Here is a 22,398-nt window from a genome sequence, read left to right as displayed (position 1 = left end):
CGATCGACAAAGGCAGAGCTGATGTCACCTTCTTATTTTGAAATTGTACAACTCACCAACGGCGATTACGCCCTGCGCCGCATCGACGACGACAGCGCGCCCCTGGTTAAGATCTCGTTTTCCGAAGAAGCCCGGGAAATGATGGAAGATCGCGATATGGCCGTTGCCAAAGCGATGATTGCGGCTGGCATTGAAGCCGTTGGTAACATGACTCACGATATCGACTGGGAAGAGGACGATAACGACACTTTCGAAACCCAGCCGTCTTACACCCTGCACTGACGCGACACCCCGGGCGGCCTTTCCTTCCCAGCTCAACGCCTACCTGGTAAAGGCCGCCCCGCTTCCTGCCAAATCAAGCCTGACCACATCAGATCACCTGATCCAGGCCGAACGCCCCGTAGCATCTCGACTCAACGCTGGCGCAGCACCACACCGTGGCTGTTGCCAATGGCCGAGGCGGCCTGAAGTGCCCGGAAGGCAGGCCTTGCGAGTTTTGAGGTCCACATAACCACGGCATGGCAGGTACCGGCACTCAGCGCCCGCTCTGCCAACTCCTGGGCGGAATGCTCCGGAGTTGAACGCAACACCAGCAGCTCTGTCGCCACAATCCCGTGCATGGTCTGCCATTTGCCGACCAGGGCTGCCGGTGGATCAATCAGGGCCAACCAGCGCCGCTCCTGATTGAGTTGGGTCAGCATTGGCAGAAGCAACTGGACACTGTCTCCCTGCCCCGCCGGCAAAATGATCTCGGTGACATTACCGGTCTCGGCATCTGCCTGGGCGGGGGAAGAGAACCGGGGGCCAGCCTCCGAAGGTTCAGACGCTTTCGGGTGCGCGGGCCGCAGCGCCAGCGAACCAATACGCCGCCCGGCATTCATGCCACCGGCCAGGGCTCCGGGTACGGTCAGGTTGCGGTCGAAACTGAGCTGTTCCATTTCATTCTCCCCCTGCCCGCTCGCCGGGCATGGCCTGGTCTACGCAATAACTAGTGAAGGTCGGAGCGGCGGATCACGCCGACGCCGAGCCCCTCGATAAAGACTTCCTGCTCACGGAGATCGACTTCAATGGGGGCGAACTCCTCATTCTCGGCAATCAGCCATACCGTGGAGCCCTGCTTGCGGAAGCGCTTGACTGTCACTTCCTCGCCAACACGGGCGACCACCACCTGGCCGTTGTGAACGTCCTGAGTGCGATGCACAGCCAACAGATCACCATCGAGAATGCCGATGTCCTTCATGCTCATCCCGCGTACCCGCAACAGGTAATCCGCGCTCGGCGAGAAAAACTCCGGCTTGAGCGTACAGTGATCTTCAATGTGCTCCTGTGCCAGAATGGGGCTACCCGCCGCCACCTGGCCAATCACTGGCAGCCCCAGATCAGGCTCAGCTTCCGGCAGACGAATTCCCCGGCTGGCACCGGGAACCATCTCAATGGCGCCCTTGCGTGCCAGCGCCCTCAGGTGATCCTCCGCCGCGTTGGCTGAACGGAAACCCAACTCCGCCGCAATCTCGGCCCGGGTGGGTGGATAGCCGGTATCGTCGAGATAGCGCCGGATGATATCCAGCACCTGGCTTTGCCTTGCCGTAAGCTTCATGGTGTCTTCCTGTTTTTTTATACAGTAAGCCAAAATATATACAGTGTTTTATCCAGTGTAAACCCCAAGCCGCATTTCACTGTGAGGCTGACTGGCCCCAAAGCCCGTTTGCCATCGGATCGGTTCTGTCGATACTGTCAGGAGACTCTTTCCCGATACCGGAGGTTGTTCACCCCATGGAAGACACCACAGTCAAGCAAGTCAGCGCCTGTCAGTTGCCGGAGGTGTGCCACACCACCGGACAACAGCCCCGACGGGTGGGTATTGAGATAGAGATATCCGGCCTCAGCTACCACGCCCTGGTGGATCTGGTGGCGGAGATGCTCAATGGCGAGGCCGAGATCACGTCCCGCTACGTCACCCGTATCCGCACCGATCACGGCGACTTCACCATCGAGCTGGATTCCGATCCGATCAAGGACCTGGATCTCCAGGACGAGCAACTGCCGGAATCCCTGCGGGAACTCGGTGGTCATGCAATGAATCTGATTGACGCCGCAGCCGAGAAGCTGGTGCCCCTGGAGATTGTCACACCGCCCATCGCGTTCCAGGATCTTGAGCAGATCGAAGACCTGTGCAATGCCTTGCGGGAGGCGGGCGCTCTTGGCAGCCGGGAAGCCATCTACTACGCCTTCGCCCTGCAACTGAACCCAGAGTTGCCGGACCTGTCGGCCCCCACCCTGCTGCGTTACCTGCAAGCCTTTGCCGTGCTGTACGACTGGCTTAAGGAACGCCATCAGCTCGATATCAGCCGCAAGATCACCAGCTACATCGAACCCTGGGATCACCTGTTTGTGGAACGCCTGGTGGAGCCTGACTATCACCCCAATCTCGACGAGCTGATGCAGGACTACCTGCGTGATAATCCCACCCGTAACCGTGCGCTGGACCTGTTGCCGCTGTTTGCCCATCTCAACCCGGAACTGCTGGCGGATTATGTCCAGGACCATCGCATCAAGTCCCGCCCCACCCTGCATTACCGCCTGCCGGACTGCGACATCGACAACCCGGGCTGGCACTTCTCATCGGTGTGGAATGACTGGGTGGTTCTTGAGCGCATCGCCAACCGGCCACAGCACCTGCAGGAGCTGATGCAGGCCCTCCGCGAAAGCCACCGCCTGAGCCTCCATAACCTGACCCACAGCTGGACAGAAACCTGTCACCAGTGGCTGCAGGTCAACGGCTATGTCTGACAAGCCGGAGCGCGAGCACCCCGGGGTAACCATCGGTATCAGTGGACCGAGACGCAAACGGATGCCCCATCGGCTGATCGCTCTGGCCCTGCGCCTGGCCGGCGCCGGGACGCTCTACATTCGGCCCGGCGCCCGGGTCGATGTCAGCCTGCTGGACGGGCTGGTACTCAGCGGCGGCACCCACGTTCACCCGGGACGCTATGGCCAGGAACCGGAAGTCTCAGCCGGCTATGACCGACGCCGGGACGAGACCGACTGGTCCCTGCTGGCGCAGGCCGAACGGCTGGATCTGCCGGTTCTGGGGATCTGCCGGGGGGCACAGCTGCTGAACGTGTTTCGGGGCGGCTCGCTGTGTCAGGACGTCACCCCGCTGCGGGTCCATACCCGGCACCACCCGTTACTTTTACCGCTACAGACCGTGCGACTGGTGAACAACAGCCTGCTGGGGCGAATCATGCCGGCACCGTCGATTGGCGCCAACCGCATTCACAGTCAGGCGATCAAGGTGCTGGGGCGACACCTGCGGGTGGTGGCAGTGGACAACGACTGGTTCGTGCAGGGCATAGAGCATACCGAGGGCCACTGGGTACTGGGGGTTCAGTGGCACCCGGAATACCTGCTCTACCACCCTGGCCATCGCCATATTTTCAGCAGCCTGGTGCATGCCGCCAAACTGCGAAAGCTGGCGCGACTGGAAGGCCAGGAAGCCTTGGCCTGATACCGGGGGCGTCAGACTGGCAGGTGCTGACGCAGGATCGCCTTGATGGCCGCCACAGCGGGATCATCGTCTGGCAGACTGGTGAGATGGGTCTCGGTCCACCGCTGCAGCTGCTGGCGATTGGTGATGCCACTGGGGTCCGCGCCAGTTAGCTTCTGCAATACCTGGCACTCGCGGCGGGTAAGTCGAATCTGGTCCTGATGCAGCAGCATGCTTCACCTAAAAATCACGTGTGTAGAAGATGTCCAGCGACGCGGCGAGTCCGCTGGCGGCCTCCAGGTAGAAGTACCTTCCCAGATCATACCGCAGAGCGATGGTGGATATCGGCTCAAAGATACCCACCCCGTAGCGCAGACTGAGGTCTTCTGTCAGGTAGCCGCTGGCAACCACCGAAGCCTGGTCCCCGGAGCCTTCGGTTTCCAGGATCAGCTGTTCAATACCGATTTCCTCACCAATCTTCTGGGTCACCTTGCTGGCCTGGGTCAGCCCCAGCGAAATCGCGGCCTGGCTCACCTGGCCCTGATCACCCTCGGAGCGTAACGGCCGCCCGAGAATCACGTAAGACAGGGCATTGGCCTGGGACATCGAGGGCTCGGAGAACACCTCCGTCGACGGCTCAGACACCGGCCCGGACAGTCGCAGCCCGGCCACCACCTGATCCACCCGGCGGATGGCCTCAATATCCAGGTAAGGCTCGGCGATAGGCCCCACGAATACCAGCCGCGCACGCCTGAGTTCCAGCTCCTGGCCGTAGGCCTCGAAGTGGCCGTCCCGCAACTGCAGGGAGCCCCGGGTGTCCAGGTCATTGCCCAGACGCAGGCCGCCCTGCAGGTTGCCGGTGACCCCGAAACCGTCAAACGACACCTCATCCTGCCCCACCGAGACGGTGACATTCATATTGAGGGAGCGCAGTGCCGGCTCCTCGCGGGTAACGCCTACCAGCTCCTCATCGTCTGATACCGTCACGGCCTGCTCAGGCAGTTGGCGTATCTCGATCTGGCCGCGCGGTACGTTCAGCTCGCCGCCGATGGTCAGCCCGCCCTCGGCGTAGCGAATCGAGAGGTTCGGCGCTAGCTCCACGCTGGCGTATGGCTCATAGTTGAATGGCAGTCGCTGCCCCGCCAGGGACAGTGTCATCTCCGGCGATCCCTGCCAGTTCATGGTGCCGTCGATACGGGCCTCGCTGCGATCATTCGCCGCCCAGCGCCCCTCAAGATCGGCACGCTGGCCGTCCAGTCGTACCACCAGCACCAGATCCTGCACCGGCGTAGGCAGACGCTGATCCACCAGACTGCCCTGCACCAGGGACAGCTCGCCTTCCAGCCGGGGCGACAGCAGCTCGCCCCCCACCTTGCCGGAACCACTGACCATCCCGGTCACGGCTTCCAGATCCAGCATTGGGCCCAGGAAGGCGATATCCAGATCCGCCAGATCAAATGTTCCGGTCATTGGATAACGGGGGGAACTCGGGTCCAGGCTTACCTGTGTCACCAGTCGCCCGATGTCCGGCCCCGCCAGCGTCAGATCCAGACTGGCGGCCTCCGGCATCAGCTCCAGGCGCACGTCCAGGGTGTCGTAATCCAGGGTATGCCAGGCGTCGGTCACCAGCACTTCCACCTCGCCGGCATCGGCGGCCAGCACCACTTCACCCTGAGGGCCGGCCTCGGGCAACCGGAACGCCAACCGGCCATCCAGGCGACTGTCCCACTTCAGCGTATTCGGGAAGAACGGTGACAACGCCAGCGTTGGAAAATCCGTCAGGCGGTATTCGATGGCCAGCTCAGGCATCAGCTGCTGATCGCCGGCGCAGACCTCACTCTGTTGCCAGCGCCAGCAATGCCGGCCCAGTGTCAGCGCTGGCCCCGCCTGCCGGTAGACCAGATCCGCCGGCGCTTCAAGACGCCACTGCTGGGCCTGCTGTGGCAGGTCGATGCGGCCGTCGGCCAGTTGCCCCTGCCAGCCGTCCTGCCAGCCGCCTTCAAACTGCCAGTAGGTTTCCAGCTCGTCACGAACGGTGGTCAGCGTCAGTTGATGCTGCTCGATCCCCCCGTTCAGGGCCAGTTCCAATGACGCCAGAGTCTGACCCGCCGCCTCCAGCCCGGAACCGGTCACTGTCGCCGACAGCCGCTGGCTGTCCGTGAGATCCGCCTTAACCGCCAGGCTTTCCAGCGAAACGCTGTCCTGCCAGCCCAGGCTCTGGCCATCCAGATGTAACTGGCCATCGATACGGTCCGGTGACCCGGAGGCTTTCAGTTCCGCACTAAGTTGCCCACTGAGCCCGGGCAGCAACATGTCCGGCTGGGGGATGGTCAACGTCAGCATCGCCTCCAGTTGCCGGGCCCAGACGCCTTCCCCGGATACCTGATTGGGGCCAACCGACAGCTCAAGCCCGGCAGCCTGCCAGCGATCGTTCGCTGCATCCAGCTGGCCCCGGGCTTCGGCTGGCTGGCCCTGCCACTGCCCAGCCACCTGCCACTGGGCGGCCACTTGCGGGGGGTGCCCGGAGACCACGCGACCCTGGCTGCTGACGGCGCCATCCAGGCTTGCCTCCAGCACCGGCAGCCAGTAGCCGGGATTGAAGCCAGCCAGCTCCAGCGATGCCTGCCACGTCAGGGGGCCGGCAAAGCCGACGTCCGCGCTGCCTTCTGCCCGACCGGCCTCAGTCGTCACCAACACCCGGTCCAGTGACACCGCCGACAGGTCGCCGGTGAACTGGGTCTCCACGGTCGCCGGTCCCTGGGGACCCGTAACCTGAGCTTCCGCCTCTGCCTGGTAGTTCCCTGCCCGGTAATGGCCGCCAGCCACCAGAGATTGCAGGGTCACCGGCGGTGGCGTCACATCCGGCAACAACGAATGCCAGGGGAACCGGTCCAGCGTCAGCTCGCCCCGGGCATCCAGCTCCCCGGACCAGTCCACCTCGCCATTGACACTGACGCGACCGGCGGGCCGCTCAGCAGTCTTGGCGGTGGTCAGTAACAGCTCTACCGACTCCGCGCCGGTGGTACCGACTTGCCCGCTCAGGGCCAGCTGCACGGGGCCCTCGGTGCCTTCCAGGCGGGCCTTCAGTTCGGTGGCAAACCCCGATTCGAGACTGCCATCCAGCGCCAGTCGCCAGTCATTGAGCGCCAGGGTAAGCGGCAGGCTGTCGTGGGCCAGGAAGCGACTGGAAGTCACCGCCACTCGGGCCGGCAAGGCGGGCTGCAGCGGCCGGGTGCGACCCTCGATGTCGGCATTGAGGTAGCCCTCACTCTGGCCCCGGAAGCGCAGATCCGCAACGCTGCCGGCCAGCTCCAGCTGAATCCGCCACTGGTCGCCAACTGGCGGTGGCAGGCTGGTAGCCACCTCCAGGTGCAACGGCCAGTCCCCCCGGGTTGTCAGGCGGCCACGGGCATCGACGTCGATATCATCCAATTGGTAACGCAAACGCTGCAGTTGCCAATCGGCCCCGGAACCGGTGGCCTGCACCACCGCCAACTGGGCCACCCGGTTGCCGTTAACCGTCACCGGGCCCAGTCGAATTTCACTGATCGTCAGTGACAGCGGCAGGTTCAGCTCCGGCAGCCGTATCGGCCCGCTGGCAGGCTCAGCGTCGGACGGCTGCAGTGTGACGTCCACCCGTTCGGCGTAGAGCGCCTCCAGACACAACTCCATGCCAAACAGACAGGTCGGCGACCAGTCCACCAGCGGCGAGGCAACCTCTGCGATGACCCCGTACCCCTGCCAGTGCAGCGATTCCGCCTGCCAGCGCCCGAGCAGCGAGCCCTGACCAGCGGTGACGGTAAGCCCGGGGATCTGCTCCAGCACCCACTGGGTGCCGGTGTCGGAACGCAGCATGGCGAAGACACCGGCGATGGCCAACACCACCACCGCCAGCAGGGCCAGCAACGTCAGCAGCAGCCAGCGCAACGGGTGACGTACGGTGGCGGTCATAGCTCGGGCCCCATGGAGAAGTGCAGGCGCCAGTCACCGCCAAACTCCGGGTCCAGCCCCTTGGCAATATCCAGCCGCAACGGGCCGACCGGGCTGATCCAGCGAATGCCGGCACCCACACCCGTGGCCAGGGGGTCAAACAGATCATCAATGGCATTGCCGCGGTCAAAAAACGCCGCCAGCCGCCAGCGATCGGCAATGGTGTACTGGTATTCAACACTGCCGGCCATCAGGTAACGACCACCGACCGACACGCCTTCGCGGTCCTCCGGAGACAGGGTCTCGTAGCCATAGCCTCGGACGCTCTGGTCACCACCAGCGAAGAAACGCAACGATGGCGGCACTTCATCAAAGTCGTTAGTAGCCACACCACCAAACTGGAAACGGGTGAGTAACCGGTGCTTGTCGGCAAAGGTAATCAGCCCCTTGACCAGAACATTCAGATGTAACACGTCAGCGGTGGAAAACACTTCCCGGTGGGCGCCGGTGAGGTCAAACTGCACCCGGTATCCCCGGGACGGGTCAAGGGGGGAGTCGGCCCGGAGCTTGGAGTAGCCAATGCCGGGCAACAACAGGTAACTGCGGTTGGTTTCCTCACCACCGATGCTGTAGCGTTCGCCCTCCCAGCGCAGCGACAGGATCTGCAGCCAGCCATTATCTTTCTCATGCTGCCACTGCTGCCCAAACGTCAGCCGCTCGGACTCGACGTCTTCGATGTCCTCACGCAGGTAACCGCTGGAAAAGCGCCACAGATCCGTCATCGGCGGGTCCAGGGGAATTTCGTACCAGCCACTGATGCTCTGGCGGGGTTTGGCCAACTCGGTTTCGGCACCACGACGGTGGCCCTGCTCGTTGATCCAGTGCTCCCGCCAGGTCCCCCGGAGGCGGGGACCAACGTCGGTGGAATAGCCAACACCCGCCGATACCGAGCGCGGGTCCCGGGCCCGCACCTGGACACTCACCGGGATGACCCGGTCCACCGCGCCTTCCTGAGGTGCGTCCACCAGGACCTCAGCGAAGTAGCCGCTGTTGGAGAGATCGCCGCTGAGTTCGGCAATCTTGTCGGCATGGTAGTACTCGCCCGACTCGATCTTCACAAACCGGTCCAGCAATGAGCGATCAAACTCGTCGCCACCATCAAAGGTCACCTCACCGAGGCGGAAACGCTCGCCGCTGACGAATTCCAGCTCAATATCGGCGGTATGGTTTTCCGGGTCCACCAGCAGGGTCCGCTTGGTGAATTCACCATCGAAATAGCCAAGGATCAGCGAACGGTTGCGGATAGTCTGGCGCAGAGCATCGTAATGGCCATGATTGAGCACATCACCCACTGCCGGTTTTTCCGGCAATACCGGCAGGAAGAAGGGATCGTCCCGGGCCGGTCCGCGGATGGTGACGTTGACGGTGCGCACCCGAACCGGCTCGCCGGGGATCACCGTCAACAGCACGGTGGGCAGCTCGGTATCTTCAAGCATCTGGGATTCGATGGTGGGCTGGTAGTAGCCCAGAGCTTTCAGCGCCTGTTCAACCTGCCCGACTGCGGTAGGGATGTAGCGTCGCAGCCGCTGCTCACTGCGCCCCTCCACATCGCCAATGAAGGCTTCCGCATTGTCCTGGAGGTTGTCGTAATCGCCCTGAACCTCCACCAGCACCTGCTGGGCCGAGGCGATTGCAGCCAGCAACGCCCCGGCCAACCCGGCCAGACACCGGACGGCAAAGCGCCGGAGGCTTCGCTGGGCTGCGCCTGGCTGCCGGGAGAACATGCCGAGTTGATCCATCACACCGAGGGGCCGTTCAGAACCCCGTGATAAATGGCAAAGAAATGGCAGGTACTGCCGGCAATCACAAACAGGTGCCAGATGGCATGGTTGAAGGGAATGCGTTTGAACAGGTAGAACACCACGCCCAGGGTGTAGGTAATGCCGCCCGCGACCACAAGCCACAACCCCAGCGTATTGACGCTGGCCGCCAGCTCCTTTGAGGCAACCACTACCAACCAGCCCATCAGCAGGTAGATGGCGATCTGTAACGGCTTGAATCGGTGGCCGAATGCCAGCTTCAGGGCTATGCCGCCAAGCGCCAGGCCCCAGATCACCGCAAACAGGGTCCAGCCGCTGCCCTCACGCATGTTGACCAGCAGAAACGGGGTGTAGGTGCCGGCAATCAGCAGGAAAATGGCGCAATGGTCAAGCATCTTGAAGAGCTGGCGGCGCGCCGGCCGGCGGGCCGAGTGATACAGCGTGGAGGCCAGGAACAGCAGCGTCATGCTGGCGCCGTAGACACTGAAGCTGACCAGCTTCCAGGTATCGTCCATCGGCGCCGCCATCACCAGCAGTACGATCATGCCCACCACGCTCAGCAGCGCGGCCAGACCATGAGTAACCTGGTTTAACCACTCTTCGGCAGGTGGGTAAGGCTGCATTGAAACCGATTGGGACACGCTGTCACTTCCTCCAAACAATCCTTTAAGGAGCCTCAGATTGCCCCCGCGCAGGGAGCAGGCCCCAAGCCTGGGATTTTACCCTCTGGCAGTCAAGTTAATCCACGCCCATCAACACGCCGCCTGGTGAAGGCACTTACCGCCTGCGCCGGGATTGACCCATTTGCCTGAGCTCATTGCCAACCCTGCCAATGGTCTTGCACCGCCCGGGCCAGATGATCAGACACAGCCAATAACAACCAACAATACAAAACAGCAGACAAAAGGGGAGCCACCCATGACCCGAGATCCCATCGGCCTGGCCCTGGCGGCCATGACCCGGCTGGCTGGCAGCGACTGGCTCGACCGCCTGCGGTTGCGTCCCGCGGTCGAGCAGGCCGCGTTCCACGGCACGCGGGCCGGATTCCAGACCCTGCACCTGACCAACCGCCAGTTCCGGCGCGCCAAACAGTGGCTACCCACCCAGCGATTGTCCAAACGAGCGACCCCGGAGCTGTTTGATCTGGGACTGGATGACGACCAGCAGATGATCGTCGACACGCTGGCGCGTCTGGCCCGGGACACCCTCAGACCGGCAGCCGCCGAAGCCGATGAAGCCGGCGCCCTGCCGGCCGATCTGCACCAGAGCATCGCTGAACTCGGCTTGCCCCTCTACGCCATCCCCGAGAGCCTCGGCGGCGTTGCCGAACATCAATCACCGGTGACCAGCGTGCTGATCGCCGAACAACTGGCCTGGGGCGACATGGCGCTGGCCATGGCCCTGCTGGCGCCGTTCAGCGTGGCCCAGGCACTGACCCACTGGGGAACCGGCGAGCAGCAATCACGATTCCTGCCGGCCTTCTGCGAATCCGAGCCAGCGGTTGCCACCATCGCGGTGGATGAACCCACCCCCATGTTCGATCCCCACCGGCTGACAACCCGGGCTCGCAGGACCCGGAACGGTTACTGCCTCGACGGCGAGAAATGCGGCGTCGTATTGGGTGATGTCAGCGACCTGATCCTGGTCGCCGCGACCCTGGAGCACCAGCCCAGGCTGTTTCTGGTCCCCGGCACCACCCCCGGACTGCAACGTCAGGGCGAGCCTGCCATGGGGCTGCGGGCGGCGCAGCTTACCCGGCTGACCTTCCGCGATTGTCAGCTGGAGGCCGACGCCCTGTTGGGGGATGACGACTTCGATTACAACGCCTTTCTGGACTATGGCAGCCTGCTGCGATGCGGCCTGGCGGTTGGCACCGCCCAGGCGGTACTGGATTACATCATCCCCTACTGCAACGAACGCAAAGCCTTTGGCGAACCCATCAGCCACCGCCAGGCCGTCGCCTTTGCGATCAGCAACCTGGCGATTGAAACCGACAGCATGCGACTGCTGGCCTGGCGCGCAGCCAGCCGCGCGGAAACCGGCCAGAGCTGGCACCGGGAGGCCTGTCTGGCCCGCCAATTCTGCAACGACAAAGCCGTGGAGATTGGCACCCAGGGCGTGCAGTTGCTCGGCGGTCACGGTTTTACCCGGGAACACCCGGTCGAGCGCTGGTATCGGGACCTCCGGTCCATCGCGGTGTACTACGGCGGCACCCACGCCTGAGGAGACGGCATCATGTATCTGGATATTCCCCGCAAGTTCAGCCCCATCATCCACCAGGCCCGGCAGGTTGCCCGGGAGGTGTTCCGGCCAATCTCCCGCAAGTATGACCGGGCCGAGCACAGCTACCCCCGGGAACTGGACATGTTCGCCACCATCATGGATGGCATGAACGCCGGCTCCGGCGAAGCCACCGCTGGCGCCGGCAAGCTTGCCCAGTCCGGCCCCAAAGGTGACACCGGCAATCGCAATGGCACCAACATGAACACCGTGCTCGGCCTGACCGAGTTGTGCTGGGGCGACGTCGGGCTGGCGCTGTCGATCCCGCGTCAGGGTCTGGGTAACGCCGCCATTGCGGCCGTTGCCAACGACGAACAACTGGCCCGTTTCGGCGATACCTGGGCGGCCATGGCGATCACCGAACCCGGTGCCGGCTCAGACAGCGCCGCCATCCGCACCACCGCAACCATCGATGGCGACCACTACGTCATCAACGGCGAGAAGATCTACGTTACTGCCGGGGACCGCGCCAACGCGGTGGTGGTGTGGGCCAGCCTGGACCCAAGCCAGGGCCGCGCGGCCATCAAGTCGTTCGTGGTGGAGAAAGGCACCCCCGGAATGACCGTGGAACGGCTGGAGAAAAAGCTCGGTATCCGCGCTTCCGATACCGCCACCCTGCGATTCGACAACTGCCGCATCCCCCGGGAAAACCTGCTCGGTAATCCGGACATTGAAGCGGAAAAAGGGTTCGCTGGCGCCATGCAGACCTTTGACAACACCCGTCCCGTGGTGGCGGCAATGGCGGTTGGCGTTGGTCGTGCCGCGCTGGAGCGAACCCGGGAACTGCTGGCAGGCACCGGCCTGGATCTGGACTATCGCCTCCAGGGCTGGACCCAGAATGCCGCTGTGCGTGAGCTGCAACGCCTGGAAGCCGAACTGGATGCCGCCTGGCTGCTGACCCTGAGAGCGGCCTGGATGGCGGACAATGGTCAACCCAATTCCTGCGAAGCCTCCATGGCCAAGGCCAAGGCTGGGCGAGTCGGTAACGAAATCACCCTCAGATGCGTGGAACTGTGCAGCCACCTGGGATTTGCCGAAAGCGAACTGCTGGAGAAGTGGGCGCGGGACTCAAAGATTCTCGATATCTTTGAAGGAACTCAACAGATTCAGCTTCTTATCATTGCCAGAAGACTGCTGGGCAAGTCGTCCAGGGAACTCAAATAGGGTATTCTGATGAGCCGGTGTGCAGGGTCACGGCCCTGCTCTCCTGTTTGCCACTGACCGATGCTTGCCACCACGGTCCAGCACACGCCATCACTCTCCATAACCCGAATCCGCAGTCTCGGAGGCAACCGAACGGCTCTATGCTCAAGATCAACCGGGAAAACCTGAAGACCAGCCATCAGCTGATCTGGTTCATCATCGACTTTCTGATGCTGGGTCTTCTGATCCTCAACCTGACCCTGATCATCTTCGACTCCATTTACAGCTTTGCGGCCGTTGAACAGTTCCTTGCCCAGCAGGTGCCGGCGTTCAACGATCTTTACAAGCCTGTGCACGCCAATTTCCTGTTCTACGACCTGATCTTCGTCGCGATCTTCCTGACCGAGTTTTTTGTGCGTTGGGGCTACGCCATCAAAGCCAAGATCTACGATCGCTGGTACTTCTACCCGTTCATTCACTGGTACGACCTGGTGGGCTGTATACCGGTGGGCAGCTTCCGCTTCCTGCGGGTGTTGCGAATCATCTCCATCATTTACCGGCTGCATCAGTACCGCATTATCGATGTCACCCAGTGGCGGCTGTACCAGTTCTGCGCGTTTTACTACGAAGCCTTTCTGGAGGAACTGTCGGACCGCATCGTTATCAAGGTTCTCTCTGGCGTGCAGAGCGAAATCACCCTGGGCTCACCGCTGTTTGAGCGCATCCAGAACGACATTCTGGTGCCACGCAAGGCGATGCTGACCGAGTGGCTATCAGACCGGGTCTCCCGTGCCGCCAGCGAAGGCTATATGCCCAAACGTGGAGAACTGCGGGTCTACCTGGAGAACCGGGTGGATCACGCTCTCAAGCAGAACCTGGAACTGTCCCGGCTACGCCTGCTCCCCATGGTAGGCCCAACCATCCAGGAAACCCTGGAAGATGCGGTAGGCGACATCGTCGCCAACGTAATCCACCAGATCCTCGAAGACCTAGCTTCGTCGGCCAATCACGCTTTTATTGAGGACATCGTTGAGGTGGTGCTGCCGCAACCAGGCGACCATGAAGCGCCGGAAGTCCGTAACGAGGCGCTTATCTCGCTGATCAATGAGATTATTGAAGCCATCAAGACCCAGGTACAGGTCAAGCACTGGCGTTCGGACCTCAAGCAGCCCAACGCCGAAATGGCTGCCGCCAAAGAGTCATAGCGCAACAATAACGGCAGAGCAGCTGTCGATTGACAACAACAACGAATAAGGACATCCACCGTGGACAATGCACCCTTGCACTACCTGCCCGCTCATGAACTCAGTCGACAACTGACTCAGGGTGAGGTGACCAGCGTCGCCCTGACCGAAGCCCTGCTGGCCCGAATCGAAACCCAGAACCCGGTCATCAATGCCGTTGTCACCCAGAACCGGGAGCAGGCCCTGGCCGCCGCCCGGGCCTCAGACCAGCGCCGGCAGCAAGGTGCTCCCCTTGGCCCCCTGGACGGATTGCCACTGACCATCAAGGATACCTGGGAGGTTCCCGGTTTTGCCTGCACCGCGGGCGCCCCGGTATTGCAGCATCATCGCCCTACCCTGGCAGCAAACGCCATCGCCAGACTGCTGGAAGGCGGTGCCGTCATTCTGGGCAAGACCAACGTGCCACTCTACGCCAGTGATTTGCAGAGCTACAACCGGCTCTTCGGTACCACAAACAATCCCTATGGCATCAGCCATACCGCCGGAGGCTCATCCGGCGGGGCTGCCGCCGCCCTTGCGGCAGGGATGACGCCTCTTGAGGTGGGCAGTGACCTGGCAGGGTCCATCCGAACCCCGGCACATTTTTGTGGCGTCTTCGGACATAAGGCCTCCCGTCATCTGATTTCAATGCGCGGCCATATCCCCGGTCCCCCTGGCACCCAGTCTGAACCGGACTTGGCGGTGGCAGGCCCGATGGCCCGCAGTGCCCGTGACCTGGAATTACTGCTGACTGGCCTGGCCGGCCCACGACCGGATCAGGCCAGAAGCTGGCAGTTGAACATGGAGCCCGCCTCGCTTACCAGCCTCAGCCAATGCCGGATCGGCCTGTGGTTTGACGATCCCCACTGTCCCATCAGTCAGGAACTGAGTGGCGGCTACAACACCCTGGCCGACCGGCTGAAAGGACTGGCCTGCCACATCGGCACCGCCGATCACCCTCTGCTGTCCCTCGACAAGCTCCTGCCACTCTACTTCAACCTGCTGGGCAGCCTGCTGAGTCCATCCCTGAAACCAGCCCAACGCCGGCAGATGCTGTGGATCAGTCGCCTGGAGAAAATACTCCGCCATCTGGGACCGATGACCACCGGGATCGGGCAGTATGGCCGTGGCGTAAACCAGCCGGTGCACCAATGGCTGATACACCACGAACACCGGGAACAGATGCGCAGCCAGATCGAATCCCTGTTCCAGGACGTGGATGTGCTGCTGACACCCATTACCCCGACCGCAGCCATTCCCCATGATCAAAGTGATCCCGTGGTGAGACGGCAAATCACCGTTAACGGCCAGCAGCGCTCCTACATGGACCAGTTCTGCTGGATCGCCCTGGCCTCGCTGCTGGGTCTGCCAGCCACCTCAGTGCCCATTGGCCGGACGGCAGCCGGCTTGCCCTTTGGAGTCCAGGTTATCGCCGCCCCCGGGCAAGACCTCACCACCATCCGCTTTGCGGAACTGCTGGAAGCCGAGGGGCTGGCCGGGTTTACGCCGCCTCAGGCACAGGACAACGTCGGTGGAACACAACGGTACAATCGGGAAAGGCTGGATGAGGCGGCCGATTGAGGTGATACCGGTGTAGGGGTGCCGGGTCCTGACGGGGGCGGCAGACAGCAGCTTTCCAATGCAATATCATTGCGAGTGGGCTGCGGGGGGCACGTCGAGCAACTCGAGGGAGTACTGCCTCTTTGCAGCCACGGCCAGTGTCGATAGCAACACACTGATGAATTCAAGATCACCTCTGAAAAGAGGCATCGAGCTGACTGAGGGAATGAACGCCCCATAGCCCTATGGACCGACAAACCCACCTGAAAACCCGCACCTACCTGGTTGCTCGCCATCAACACCCCGCCTGGAAGTTGCTTTCCGCCAACCGTGGCCCCTTGGTGCTAAGCTGCCTGCAGACCTTGCTGGAACAGAACCGGGAAGAGATTCTGCTGGAGGATGCCCAGCAGATGCTGGCGGATATCCTCCAGGAACATGCGAACAGCGACGACCTGGATCTCACGTCCGGGGACCCGGCCGGTGATGCCAGAAAAGAACTTCGATCCTGGATTCGCAAGGGGCTGATTGTGGAGCGCGATGGCCGGCTCATGGCCACCGACGCCCTGCAAAAGGCTCTGACCTTCGTGGAAGGCCTCGACGAAAAGATCATGACCTCGACTGCCTCCCGCTTGGCAACCGTGCAACGGGAAATCGAGAGCCTGGAAACCCGGCTGAACCCCGATGCACAGAGCCGCGCAGACCATATCCGGCGCAAGATCCGGGATCTGGAGGCGGAACTCAAAGCGGTCGAGGCCGGCCACTTTGAGGTGCTCAAAGGCGCAGAGGCTGCCGAAGGCATCCGCGAGGTCTACAATCTGGCCACCAGCCTGCGGGCGGATTTCCGGCGGGTGGAAGACTCGTATCGGGAGGCTGACCGGCAACTGCGCCAATCCATCGTCAGCGATCAGCATCACCGGGGCGACATTGTCGACCGGCTGCTGGATGGCCACGACACCCTGCTGGAGACCGCCGAGGGCAAGGTCTTCCACAACTTCAATGAACAGCTCAGCCGCTCCATCGAGCTGGAGAACATGAAACACCGGCTGCGCACCATTCTGCGTCACCCCGCCACACAGCATGCACTCTCCCGGCAACAGCAAGACGAACTTCGCTGGCTGGTGATCCGCCTCATTCAGGAATCCGCTGCCATCATCAAGGCCCGCGCCCGCAGCGAGAAGGACGTGAAGGGGTTTCTGAAAACAGGCTTGGCCGCAGAAAACCACCGGGTAGGCGAGCTGCTCAATGGATTACTCAACACCGCGCTGAGCGTCGACTGGTCCAGCCACAAGGTCCGCAAGAGCGAGACGCCCCTGCCTCCGGTCGCTGTTGCAGTTTCCGGCCTGCCCGTGATGGAACGCCTCAGGTTCAAGTCCGCCACCGAAGAGCAGAGTCAGGACCTGGAACTGTCCGAGCAGAACGCCAATCTTGAGGATGTGGACGAGGAATTCTGGCGGGCCTTTGACGGTCTCGACCGAGAAGCGCTCTATCAAGACACCGTGGAGCTGTTAACCGTCACCGACCGCCCGATGAGCATTGGCGATATCGCCAGCCACCTGCCGCCCACCCATGACCTTGAGTCCATTGCCCTTTGGCTGGCCATGGCCAGAGAGGCAGAGGTGACGATTTCCGACCAGCAGGAAACCGTGGACATCACCGACAGCAACGGTCAGACACTGCGCTTTCGTCTGCCGCACCTGACCCTGACCCGCAACGACGCAGAATCCATAGACTGGGAGCTGTAACCCCTCATGCCCGACTACTTTGACCGCCTGACCCGTCCAGCCGATGAACCGGAAAGCGGTGACAGCGCACCCACGGAAACCGCACCCGCCCTGCACCCGACAGCCGAAACCGGTTCCGCCGAGACCGAGCAATACACCGCCAAACATCTCAAGGCCACCGCCCAGGAGCTGCTGAAATACGGACTTTTAGAGGCTGATCGCAAGCCCAATCTGTACCAAATTGCCATTACCCAGACGTCCGCCATCAATCGGACTCTGGAACCCTTCGACCTGCGCCTAAAGGTGGATGATGTTCGCGGTCTGGCTTTTCTGGTGGTCTCCGAGCAGTTGTTTCGGGACGGCGAAGACAATGCCGACGAATGGTCCCACCCCCTGGTACGCCGCCAGCGCCTGACCATGGAACAGTCCCTGCTGGTCGCCATTCTCCGACAGCACTTTATAGCGCACGAACAGGAGGCCGGACTGGGCGCGGGTGACGCCACCCTGGAGCTGGAGGAATTATTACCACAACTTCAACTGTATCTGGGTGATACCGGCAGTGATGCCCGGGACCAGAAACGGCTACGCAGCCTGCTGGATGCCCTGAGAAACCACGGTATTGTCTCGGATATTGATACCAACGATCAGATAACCATCCGCCCCATCATTGCTCACCTGGCCAATCCGGAAAACCTGCAGAACCTGCTGCACCATTTCCGGAAGGTCGCAGGCCAGACTGACACCATGGACGGAGATGACGTATGAGCCAGTCCCAGAACGACCTCTTCGCAACCGAATCGCTGCCGCCGTCAGCCTACATTCTTACCCACCTGGATCTTTATAACTGGGGGCCTTTTGGTGGCCGTCACTGTGCGGAGATTGATCCCAAAGGCACTGCCATCATCGGTCCAACTGGCAGCGGCAAGACCACGCTGGTGGATGCGCTGATGACCCTGTTAACCCATCAACCCCGCTACAACCTGGCCTCCACCGGCGGCCACGAAAGTGACCGGGACCTGATCTCCTACATCCGCGGCGTATCCGGGGCCGGCAACAACAGCGGCGACAACAGCCACATCGCCCGCCCTGGCAAAACGGTCACCGCCGTCAGCGCCCGCTTCTCAAATGGTGATAAGGCTATCCGCATTGCCGCCCTGTTCTGGATTGAGGGCAGCAGTTCGGCCGCAAGTGACCTCAAACGCCTGTGGCTGTTTTCGGAACGCGACGACCAAGGCCTGGACGATTGGCTGGCACTGCACCACGAAGGTGGCGCGAGGGAGCTCAAACAGCATGCCAAGCAACACCCGGGACTGCAGACCAACGACAGCAAGAAAGCCTACCTGGCTCAGGTACGACGTTTCTTTGAAGTAGGTGAGAATGCCTTCACTCTGCTCAATCGCGCCGCCGGCCTGAAACAACTCAACAGCATCGACGAGATCTTTCGAGAGCTGGTGCTGGATGATCAATCCGCGTTCGACCGGGCCGCGGAAGTCGCCAGCGAGTTCGACGACCTGGCGGCGATTCACAGCGAACTGGAAACCGCCCGCAGACAGCATCAATCGCTGTTGCCCATTGCCGATACCTACCAAAAACACCAGAACACCCGTCAAGCGCTGGGCCAGCAACTGACCCTGAAAGACACTCTTCCAATATGGTTTGCTCAAACCGGCTATGACCTCTGGAGCGACCGCGCGCGGGAACTGGACACACAACTTGACGATGGCCGGCATACCATCGAGACACTGGCTGCCACCGAAAGGGAGCTGACCAGCAAAGCGGACACCCTGAAGGACATCTACCTCAAGGCCGGCGGCGCCAGTATTGAGCAGTTGAAAGAACAAATCGCCCAGCAAGAGCGCTGGGCGGAAGAACGGCAGCGCCACGCCCGGGATTACCAGGCCCTCACCCGGAAACTCGAACTGGACGACACCCTTTCCCCGGAAACCCTCGCCGCCAACCACCGACAGGGTGAGGTACGTCTCAAAGAGCTTGCCGTCGCGGAGGAGAACCAGGACCAGTCCCTGCTGGACCTGCGCATCCACCACGGCAGGCTCAGCGAAACGCTGACCGAACTGACCGCAGAAATCGACCGCATCAAGGCCCGCCCCGACTCCAACATTGACGGTCGCTATCAGGAATTCCGGACCGAGCTCGCCGACGCCCTGAACCTGGCGGAAGCCAGCCTGCCCTTCGTCGCCGAACTGGTGGAAGTCAAAGCCGAAGAACAAGACTGGCGGGGCGCCATCGAAAGGGCTATCGGCGGTCATCGGTTGCGGTTGCTGGTGCCGCCGGCGGCGATGCAATCTGCCCTTGACTGGATCAATAGCCGCAACAACAAGCTGCACGTACGGCTGCTGGAAGCCCAGATCCCCAAGGGCGCGGCGGAGTTCATGGAGAACGGCTTCACCCGGAAGCTCAACTTCAAGGACCACCCTCACCGGGAAGCACTGAAACAGCTGCTGGCGAGCATCGACCGGCACTGTGTCGATTCACCGGAAGTGCTGCGCCAGACCCCCCACGGCATGACCCGACAGGGCCTGATGTCCGGCAAAAGCGGGCACTTTGAAAAACGGGACAACCAGCGCCTCGATAAAGGCTGGATGACCGGGTTCAACAACCGTGACCGGCTGGTCGCCCTCAACAGCGAACTGGCGGACGCCCGCCAGGAAGCAGAGGCAGTTGAAGCACAGCTCAACCAAGCCCGTGCCAAGCTGACGGTGACCCGCGATCAGATCACCCTCTACAAACTGCTTGCCGACATCGAGTTCAGCACCATCGACCTCCCCACCGCGCAGCAGGAACTGGCGTCACTCCAGGAGCGGCTGGACGCTCTGACCGCACCGGATTCAGACGTGGAAGTCACCCGGAGGGAATTCGAGGCCGTCAATCAGCAACTGGAGGGGCATCGTAAGAAGCTGGGCAAACAGCAGGCTGACCTGGCCGTCCTGGAGGACAAACGCCGCCAGGCAACCCAACGGTGCCATGACCTGCTGGAGCGCCTTGGCGATGGCCTCAGCGACGAACAACAGACTCTGGCAGACCAGCATTTCAAAAAACCTTCAGCCGATCAGTACGATCGCCTGGACGCCCTGGAACGACATCAGCGGGAACAGCTGGATAACACCATCGGCAAGCTGGGCAAACAGGTCCAGGGGTACGAGCTTAGCCTGACCCAACTGATGGAAAAAGCTCAAACCATCGACACCGGCGCTCTGGCGGAGACTGGCAGCGACATTCGGGACATCCCGGAGTACCTGGAACGGCTGCGGGTACTGGAAGAAGAGGCCCTGCCCCAGAAGCTGGAGCGCTTCCTCGGCTATCTTAACCAATCCTCCGATCAGGGGGTTACCCAACTGCTGGCTCATATCCAGAACCAGGTGGCCATCATCGAGGAGCGGATTGCCGACCTTAACGCCACCCTGCGCCGGGTCGATTTTCAACCTGGCCGATACCTGCGCCTGGAACCCCGCCGGGTAACCCACGAATCCCTGAGAACACTCGAGCGGGCCCAGCGTCAACTCAGAGCCGATGCCCTCAAGGACGACCAGGGGGAGAGTCATTTCAAGGCCTTGCAAAACATGGTGGCCTTGCTGCGGGATGCGGCGGACAACAAACGCACCGTTGGTGCCCGCGCCCTGCTGGACCCCCGTTACCGGCTGCAGTTTGAAGTGTCGGTGCTGGATCGGGACTCCAGCGCCGTGATCGAGACCCGCACCGGTTCCCAGGGCGGCAGTGGTGGCGAGAAGGAGATCATCGCCAGCTATATTCTCACGGCATCCCTGAGCTATGCCCTGTGTCCAGACGGTGCCACTCAGCCCCTGTTCGGCACCATTGTGCTTGACGAGGCCTTCTCCAAGAGCTCCCATGCTGTGGCGGGGCGCATCATCTCGGCCCTGAACGAGTTCGGTCTGCACCCTCTGTTCGTGACCCCAAACAAGGAAATGCGGCTGCTACGAGCCCACACCCGCTCGGCCATTCTGGTACATCGTAAGAACCTGCAGGCCACCCTGACCTCGCTCAGTTGGGAGGAACTCAAGGCACACGCGGATAAAGTGACCCGGAAAGCTCATGAAATCTCCGGATGACATCGCGGCCCGCCTCGCCCGGCAGTGGCAATCAGCCGATCTGAGGGAGCGGCGTCTACTTTCCCCCGAAACCTGGCCACTGAGGATTGCCATCGGTAAACCCAGCGCTGCCGAGGTACGGGATCGGGTCAGCCAGGTTCGCCAGCATCTGCAACACTGGCGCGCAGTCGCCGTGGGACAGGTGGAGTGGCAGCCTGTCCGCTTCCAGAGCACCAGCGAAGCCATCGATGTGCCTGCGTTCTGGGTACTGCAATCGCCCAGCCAGTGGGTGCAGGCCGCCGGCAATCATGAGGTTAGAAGGGAGTACGACACGCTCGCCCATCTGGCCTCGGCGCTGGACCCGCGATTTCACTCATTGATCGTACGCCGCCGTAGCCTGGTCATGGATAAACCGGCGTCTGACGTCATCCTCTGTGGCAAGGTGGCGTTGCAGCTACAGCCCGGCTGCGCAAGGGGGAAACCGCTCCGAGCCCTTGCTCTGGCCGGCATCGACAGTAAGTTCTTTGAACGCAACCGCCAATTGATTACTCAGATGCTGGACATCCTGTTCGACGGCCAAGCCAGTGATACTGGACTCGAGGCCTTTCTGGGTGCGGAGGACGAAGGCCATCACTGGTTGCTGGTAGCCGACCTCAGCGGCACGCTGCTGCCCTTCGCCCAGATGCGCGTGCGGGCCCACGAGCTACAAACGACCTCACTGCCCGGTCAGCGTCTGCTGTTGGTGGAAAACGAACGCTGTCTGCACCAGCTCCCGGCGGTACCAGACACCATCGCCGTGCTCGGCTCCGGCCTGAATCTTTCCTGGCTGCAGGCACCATGGCTGAGCCAGAAATCCATTGCCTACTGGGGCGACCTGGATACCTGGGGTCTGACCATGCTGAGCCGCGCGCGTGACTACCTGCCAAACCTCACCCCGCTGTTGATGGATCAGACAACCTTCGAACGGTATCGGCAGCAAAGCGCCGTGGAAGAACCCCAACCGGCTTCGGCGGAAGCCCCTTCCAGACTGAACTGCCAGGAGGCGGCGCTTTACCAGCAGCTGCTACATTCAGAAAGAGGCCGGCTGGAACAGGAGTTCCTGCCAGTGGAGCTTGTTCATCAGGCGGTTCTGGGGTGGAGCGCCTGATCGAAGGCCCACTCTTGAAGGCC

At 62.0% G+C, this 22,398-nt stretch carries 17 protein-coding genes; 11 read left to right on the top strand and 6 right to left on the bottom strand.

The genetic code is table 11. The features are described from left to right. Window positions 1–21 precede the first annotated feature (21 nt). Entirely contained in the window at window positions 22–282 is a 261-nt protein-coding gene (locus MLD24_RS07865; protein ID WP_227175436.1) for a hypothetical protein, read from the top strand. A 131-nt stretch (window positions 283–413) separates the two neighbouring features. Here the strand turns inward: MLD24_RS07865 and MLD24_RS07860 are convergent, their stop codons facing one another. Further along, on the bottom strand, window positions 414–938 hold the full coding sequence (locus MLD24_RS07860; protein ID WP_227175435.1) for a cell division inhibitor SulA: 525 nt from the start codon (window positions 936–938) through the stop codon (window positions 414–416). 50 nt (window positions 939–988) lie between these two features. Beyond that, window positions 989–1,597 carry a transcriptional repressor LexA gene (gene lexA / locus MLD24_RS07855; RefSeq protein WP_227175434.1) on the bottom strand — a complete coding sequence of 203 codons (609 nt, stop codon included), beginning with the start codon at window positions 1,595–1,597 and terminating at the stop codon, window positions 989–991. Between the two features lie 176 nt (window positions 1,598–1,773). On the opposite strand from lexA, the gene MLD24_RS07850 reads away from it, so the two are divergent. Together MLD24_RS07850 and MLD24_RS07845 are read left to right on the top strand one after the other, a co-directional pair. Then, a complete protein-coding gene (locus MLD24_RS07850) occupies window positions 1,774–2,790 on the top strand; it encodes an amidoligase family protein (RefSeq protein WP_248165926.1) in 1,017 nt (338 codons plus the stop codon). Beyond that, entirely contained in the window at window positions 2,783–3,508 is a 726-nt protein-coding gene (locus MLD24_RS07845; protein WP_248165924.1) for a gamma-glutamyl-gamma-aminobutyrate hydrolase family protein, read from the top strand. The genes MLD24_RS07850 and MLD24_RS07845 overlap by 8 nt, the downstream gene beginning before the upstream one ends. A gap of 11 nt (window positions 3,509–3,519) precedes the next feature. Here the strand turns inward: MLD24_RS07845 and MLD24_RS07840 are convergent, their stop codons facing one another. The 4 genes from MLD24_RS07840 to trhA are packed head-to-tail and all read right to left on the bottom strand — an operon-like array spanning window position 3,520 to window position 9,878. Continuing rightward, window positions 3,520–3,720 (bottom strand): hypothetical protein, encoded by a 201-nt coding sequence (locus MLD24_RS07840; RefSeq protein WP_248165922.1) that lies wholly within the window; start codon window positions 3,718–3,720, stop codon window positions 3,520–3,522. Between the two features lie 7 nt (window positions 3,721–3,727). After that, on the bottom strand, window positions 3,728–7,438 hold the full coding sequence (locus tag MLD24_RS07835; protein WP_248165920.1) for a translocation/assembly module TamB domain-containing protein: 3,711 nt from the start codon (window positions 7,436–7,438) through the stop codon (window positions 3,728–3,730). Then, complete coding sequence (locus tag MLD24_RS07830; RefSeq protein ID WP_248166022.1) at window positions 7,435–9,216, bottom strand: autotransporter assembly complex protein TamA; 1,782 nt, start codon at window positions 9,214–9,216, stop codon at window positions 7,435–7,437. Before MLD24_RS07830 ends, MLD24_RS07835 begins: the two co-directional genes overlap by 4 nt. Beyond that, a complete protein-coding gene (gene trhA / locus MLD24_RS07825) occupies window positions 9,216–9,878 on the bottom strand; it encodes a PAQR family membrane homeostasis protein TrhA (RefSeq protein WP_344815646.1) in 663 nt (220 codons plus the stop codon). The genes MLD24_RS07830 and trhA overlap by 1 nt, the downstream gene beginning before the upstream one ends. Window positions 9,879–10,155: 277 nt before the next feature. On the opposite strand from trhA, the gene MLD24_RS07820 reads away from it, so the two are divergent. The 8 genes from MLD24_RS07820 (at window position 10,156) to MLD24_RS07785 (ending at window position 22,375) form a co-directional block, all read left to right on the top strand. After that, window positions 10,156–11,460, top strand: coding sequence for an acyl-CoA dehydrogenase family protein (locus tag MLD24_RS07820; protein WP_248165918.1), 1,305 nt, complete (start codon window positions 10,156–10,158; stop codon window positions 11,458–11,460). Between the two features lie 12 nt (window positions 11,461–11,472). Beyond that, window positions 11,473–12,681 carry an acyl-CoA dehydrogenase family protein gene (locus tag MLD24_RS07815; RefSeq protein ID WP_248165915.1) on the top strand — a complete coding sequence of 403 codons (1,209 nt, stop codon included), beginning with the start codon at window positions 11,473–11,475 and terminating at the stop codon, window positions 12,679–12,681. 140 nt (window positions 12,682–12,821) lie between these two features. Next, the gene (locus tag MLD24_RS07810) at window positions 12,822–13,865 is read left to right on the top strand and encodes a hypothetical protein (protein ID WP_248165913.1); all 1,044 of its coding nucleotides are present in this window, start codon (window positions 12,822–12,824) and stop codon (window positions 13,863–13,865) included. Between the two features lie 60 nt (window positions 13,866–13,925). Then, on the top strand, window positions 13,926–15,464 hold the full coding sequence (locus tag MLD24_RS07805; RefSeq protein ID WP_248165911.1) for an amidase: 1,539 nt from the start codon (window positions 13,926–13,928) through the stop codon (window positions 15,462–15,464). A 224-nt stretch (window positions 15,465–15,688) separates the two neighbouring features. Then, window positions 15,689–17,185 carry a DUF3375 domain-containing protein gene (locus MLD24_RS07800; protein ID WP_248165909.1) on the top strand — a complete coding sequence of 499 codons (1,497 nt, stop codon included), beginning with the start codon at window positions 15,689–15,691 and terminating at the stop codon, window positions 17,183–17,185. Window positions 17,186–17,191: 6 nt separating this feature from the next. Continuing rightward, window positions 17,192–17,929, top strand: coding sequence for a DUF4194 domain-containing protein (locus MLD24_RS07795; RefSeq protein WP_248165907.1), 738 nt, complete (start codon window positions 17,192–17,194; stop codon window positions 17,927–17,929). Further along, complete coding sequence (locus MLD24_RS07790) at window positions 17,926–21,249, top strand: ATP-binding protein (RefSeq protein ID WP_248165905.1); 3,324 nt, start codon at window positions 17,926–17,928, stop codon at window positions 21,247–21,249. Before MLD24_RS07795 ends, MLD24_RS07790 begins: the two co-directional genes overlap by 4 nt. Further along, a complete protein-coding gene (locus tag MLD24_RS07785) occupies window positions 21,233–22,375 on the top strand; it encodes a Wadjet anti-phage system protein JetD domain-containing protein (protein WP_248165903.1) in 1,143 nt (380 codons plus the stop codon). Before MLD24_RS07790 ends, MLD24_RS07785 begins: the two co-directional genes overlap by 17 nt. Window positions 22,376–22,398: the final 23 nt, after the last annotated feature.

It is taken from the genome of Marinobacter xestospongiae (assembly GCF_023156385.1).
In the GTDB taxonomy this organism is placed as follows: domain Bacteria; phylum Pseudomonadota; class Gammaproteobacteria; order Pseudomonadales; family Oleiphilaceae; genus Marinobacter; species Marinobacter xestospongiae.
Note: the sequence above shows the minus strand (reverse complement) of the source record. Positions and strands in the feature narration are given on the sequence as shown.

What these genes read in the sequence shown, in the direction of transcription:
- MLD24_RS07865 (WP_227175436.1), top strand. Translation starts at nt 22, where the DNA reads ATGTCACCTTCTTATTTTGAAATTGTACAACTCACCAACGGCGATTAC.
- MLD24_RS07860 (WP_227175435.1), bottom strand. Translation starts at nt 938, where the DNA reads ATGGAACAGCTCAGTTTCGACCGCAACCTGACCGTACCCGGAGCCCTG.
- lexA (WP_227175434.1), bottom strand. Translation starts at nt 1,597, where the DNA reads ATGAAGCTTACGGCAAGGCAAAGCCAGGTGCTGGATATCATCCGGCGC.
- MLD24_RS07850 (WP_248165926.1), top strand. Translation starts at nt 1,774, where the DNA reads ATGGAAGACACCACAGTCAAGCAAGTCAGCGCCTGTCAGTTGCCGGAG.
- MLD24_RS07845 (WP_248165924.1), top strand. Translation starts at nt 2,783, where the DNA reads ATGTCTGACAAGCCGGAGCGCGAGCACCCCGGGGTAACCATCGGTATC.
- MLD24_RS07840 (WP_248165922.1), bottom strand. Translation starts at nt 3,720, where the DNA reads ATGCTGCTGCATCAGGACCAGATTCGACTTACCCGCCGCGAGTGCCAG.
- MLD24_RS07835 (WP_248165920.1), bottom strand. Translation starts at nt 7,438, where the DNA reads ATGACCGCCACCGTACGTCACCCGTTGCGCTGGCTGCTGCTGACGTTG.
- MLD24_RS07830 (WP_248166022.1), bottom strand. Translation starts at nt 9,216, where the DNA reads ATGGATCAACTCGGCATGTTCTCCCGGCAGCCAGGCGCAGCCCAGCGA.
- MLD24_RS07820 (WP_248165918.1), top strand. Translation starts at nt 10,156, where the DNA reads ATGACCCGAGATCCCATCGGCCTGGCCCTGGCGGCCATGACCCGGCTG.
- MLD24_RS07815 (WP_248165915.1), top strand. Translation starts at nt 11,473, where the DNA reads ATGTATCTGGATATTCCCCGCAAGTTCAGCCCCATCATCCACCAGGCC.
- MLD24_RS07810 (WP_248165913.1), top strand. Translation starts at nt 12,822, where the DNA reads ATGCTCAAGATCAACCGGGAAAACCTGAAGACCAGCCATCAGCTGATC.
- MLD24_RS07800 (WP_248165909.1), top strand. Translation starts at nt 15,689, where the DNA reads ATGGACCGACAAACCCACCTGAAAACCCGCACCTACCTGGTTGCTCGC.
- MLD24_RS07795 (WP_248165907.1), top strand. Translation starts at nt 17,192, where the DNA reads ATGCCCGACTACTTTGACCGCCTGACCCGTCCAGCCGATGAACCGGAA.
- MLD24_RS07790 (WP_248165905.1), top strand. Translation starts at nt 17,926, where the DNA reads ATGAGCCAGTCCCAGAACGACCTCTTCGCAACCGAATCGCTGCCGCCG.
- MLD24_RS07785 (WP_248165903.1), top strand. Translation starts at nt 21,233, where the DNA reads ATGAAATCTCCGGATGACATCGCGGCCCGCCTCGCCCGGCAGTGGCAA.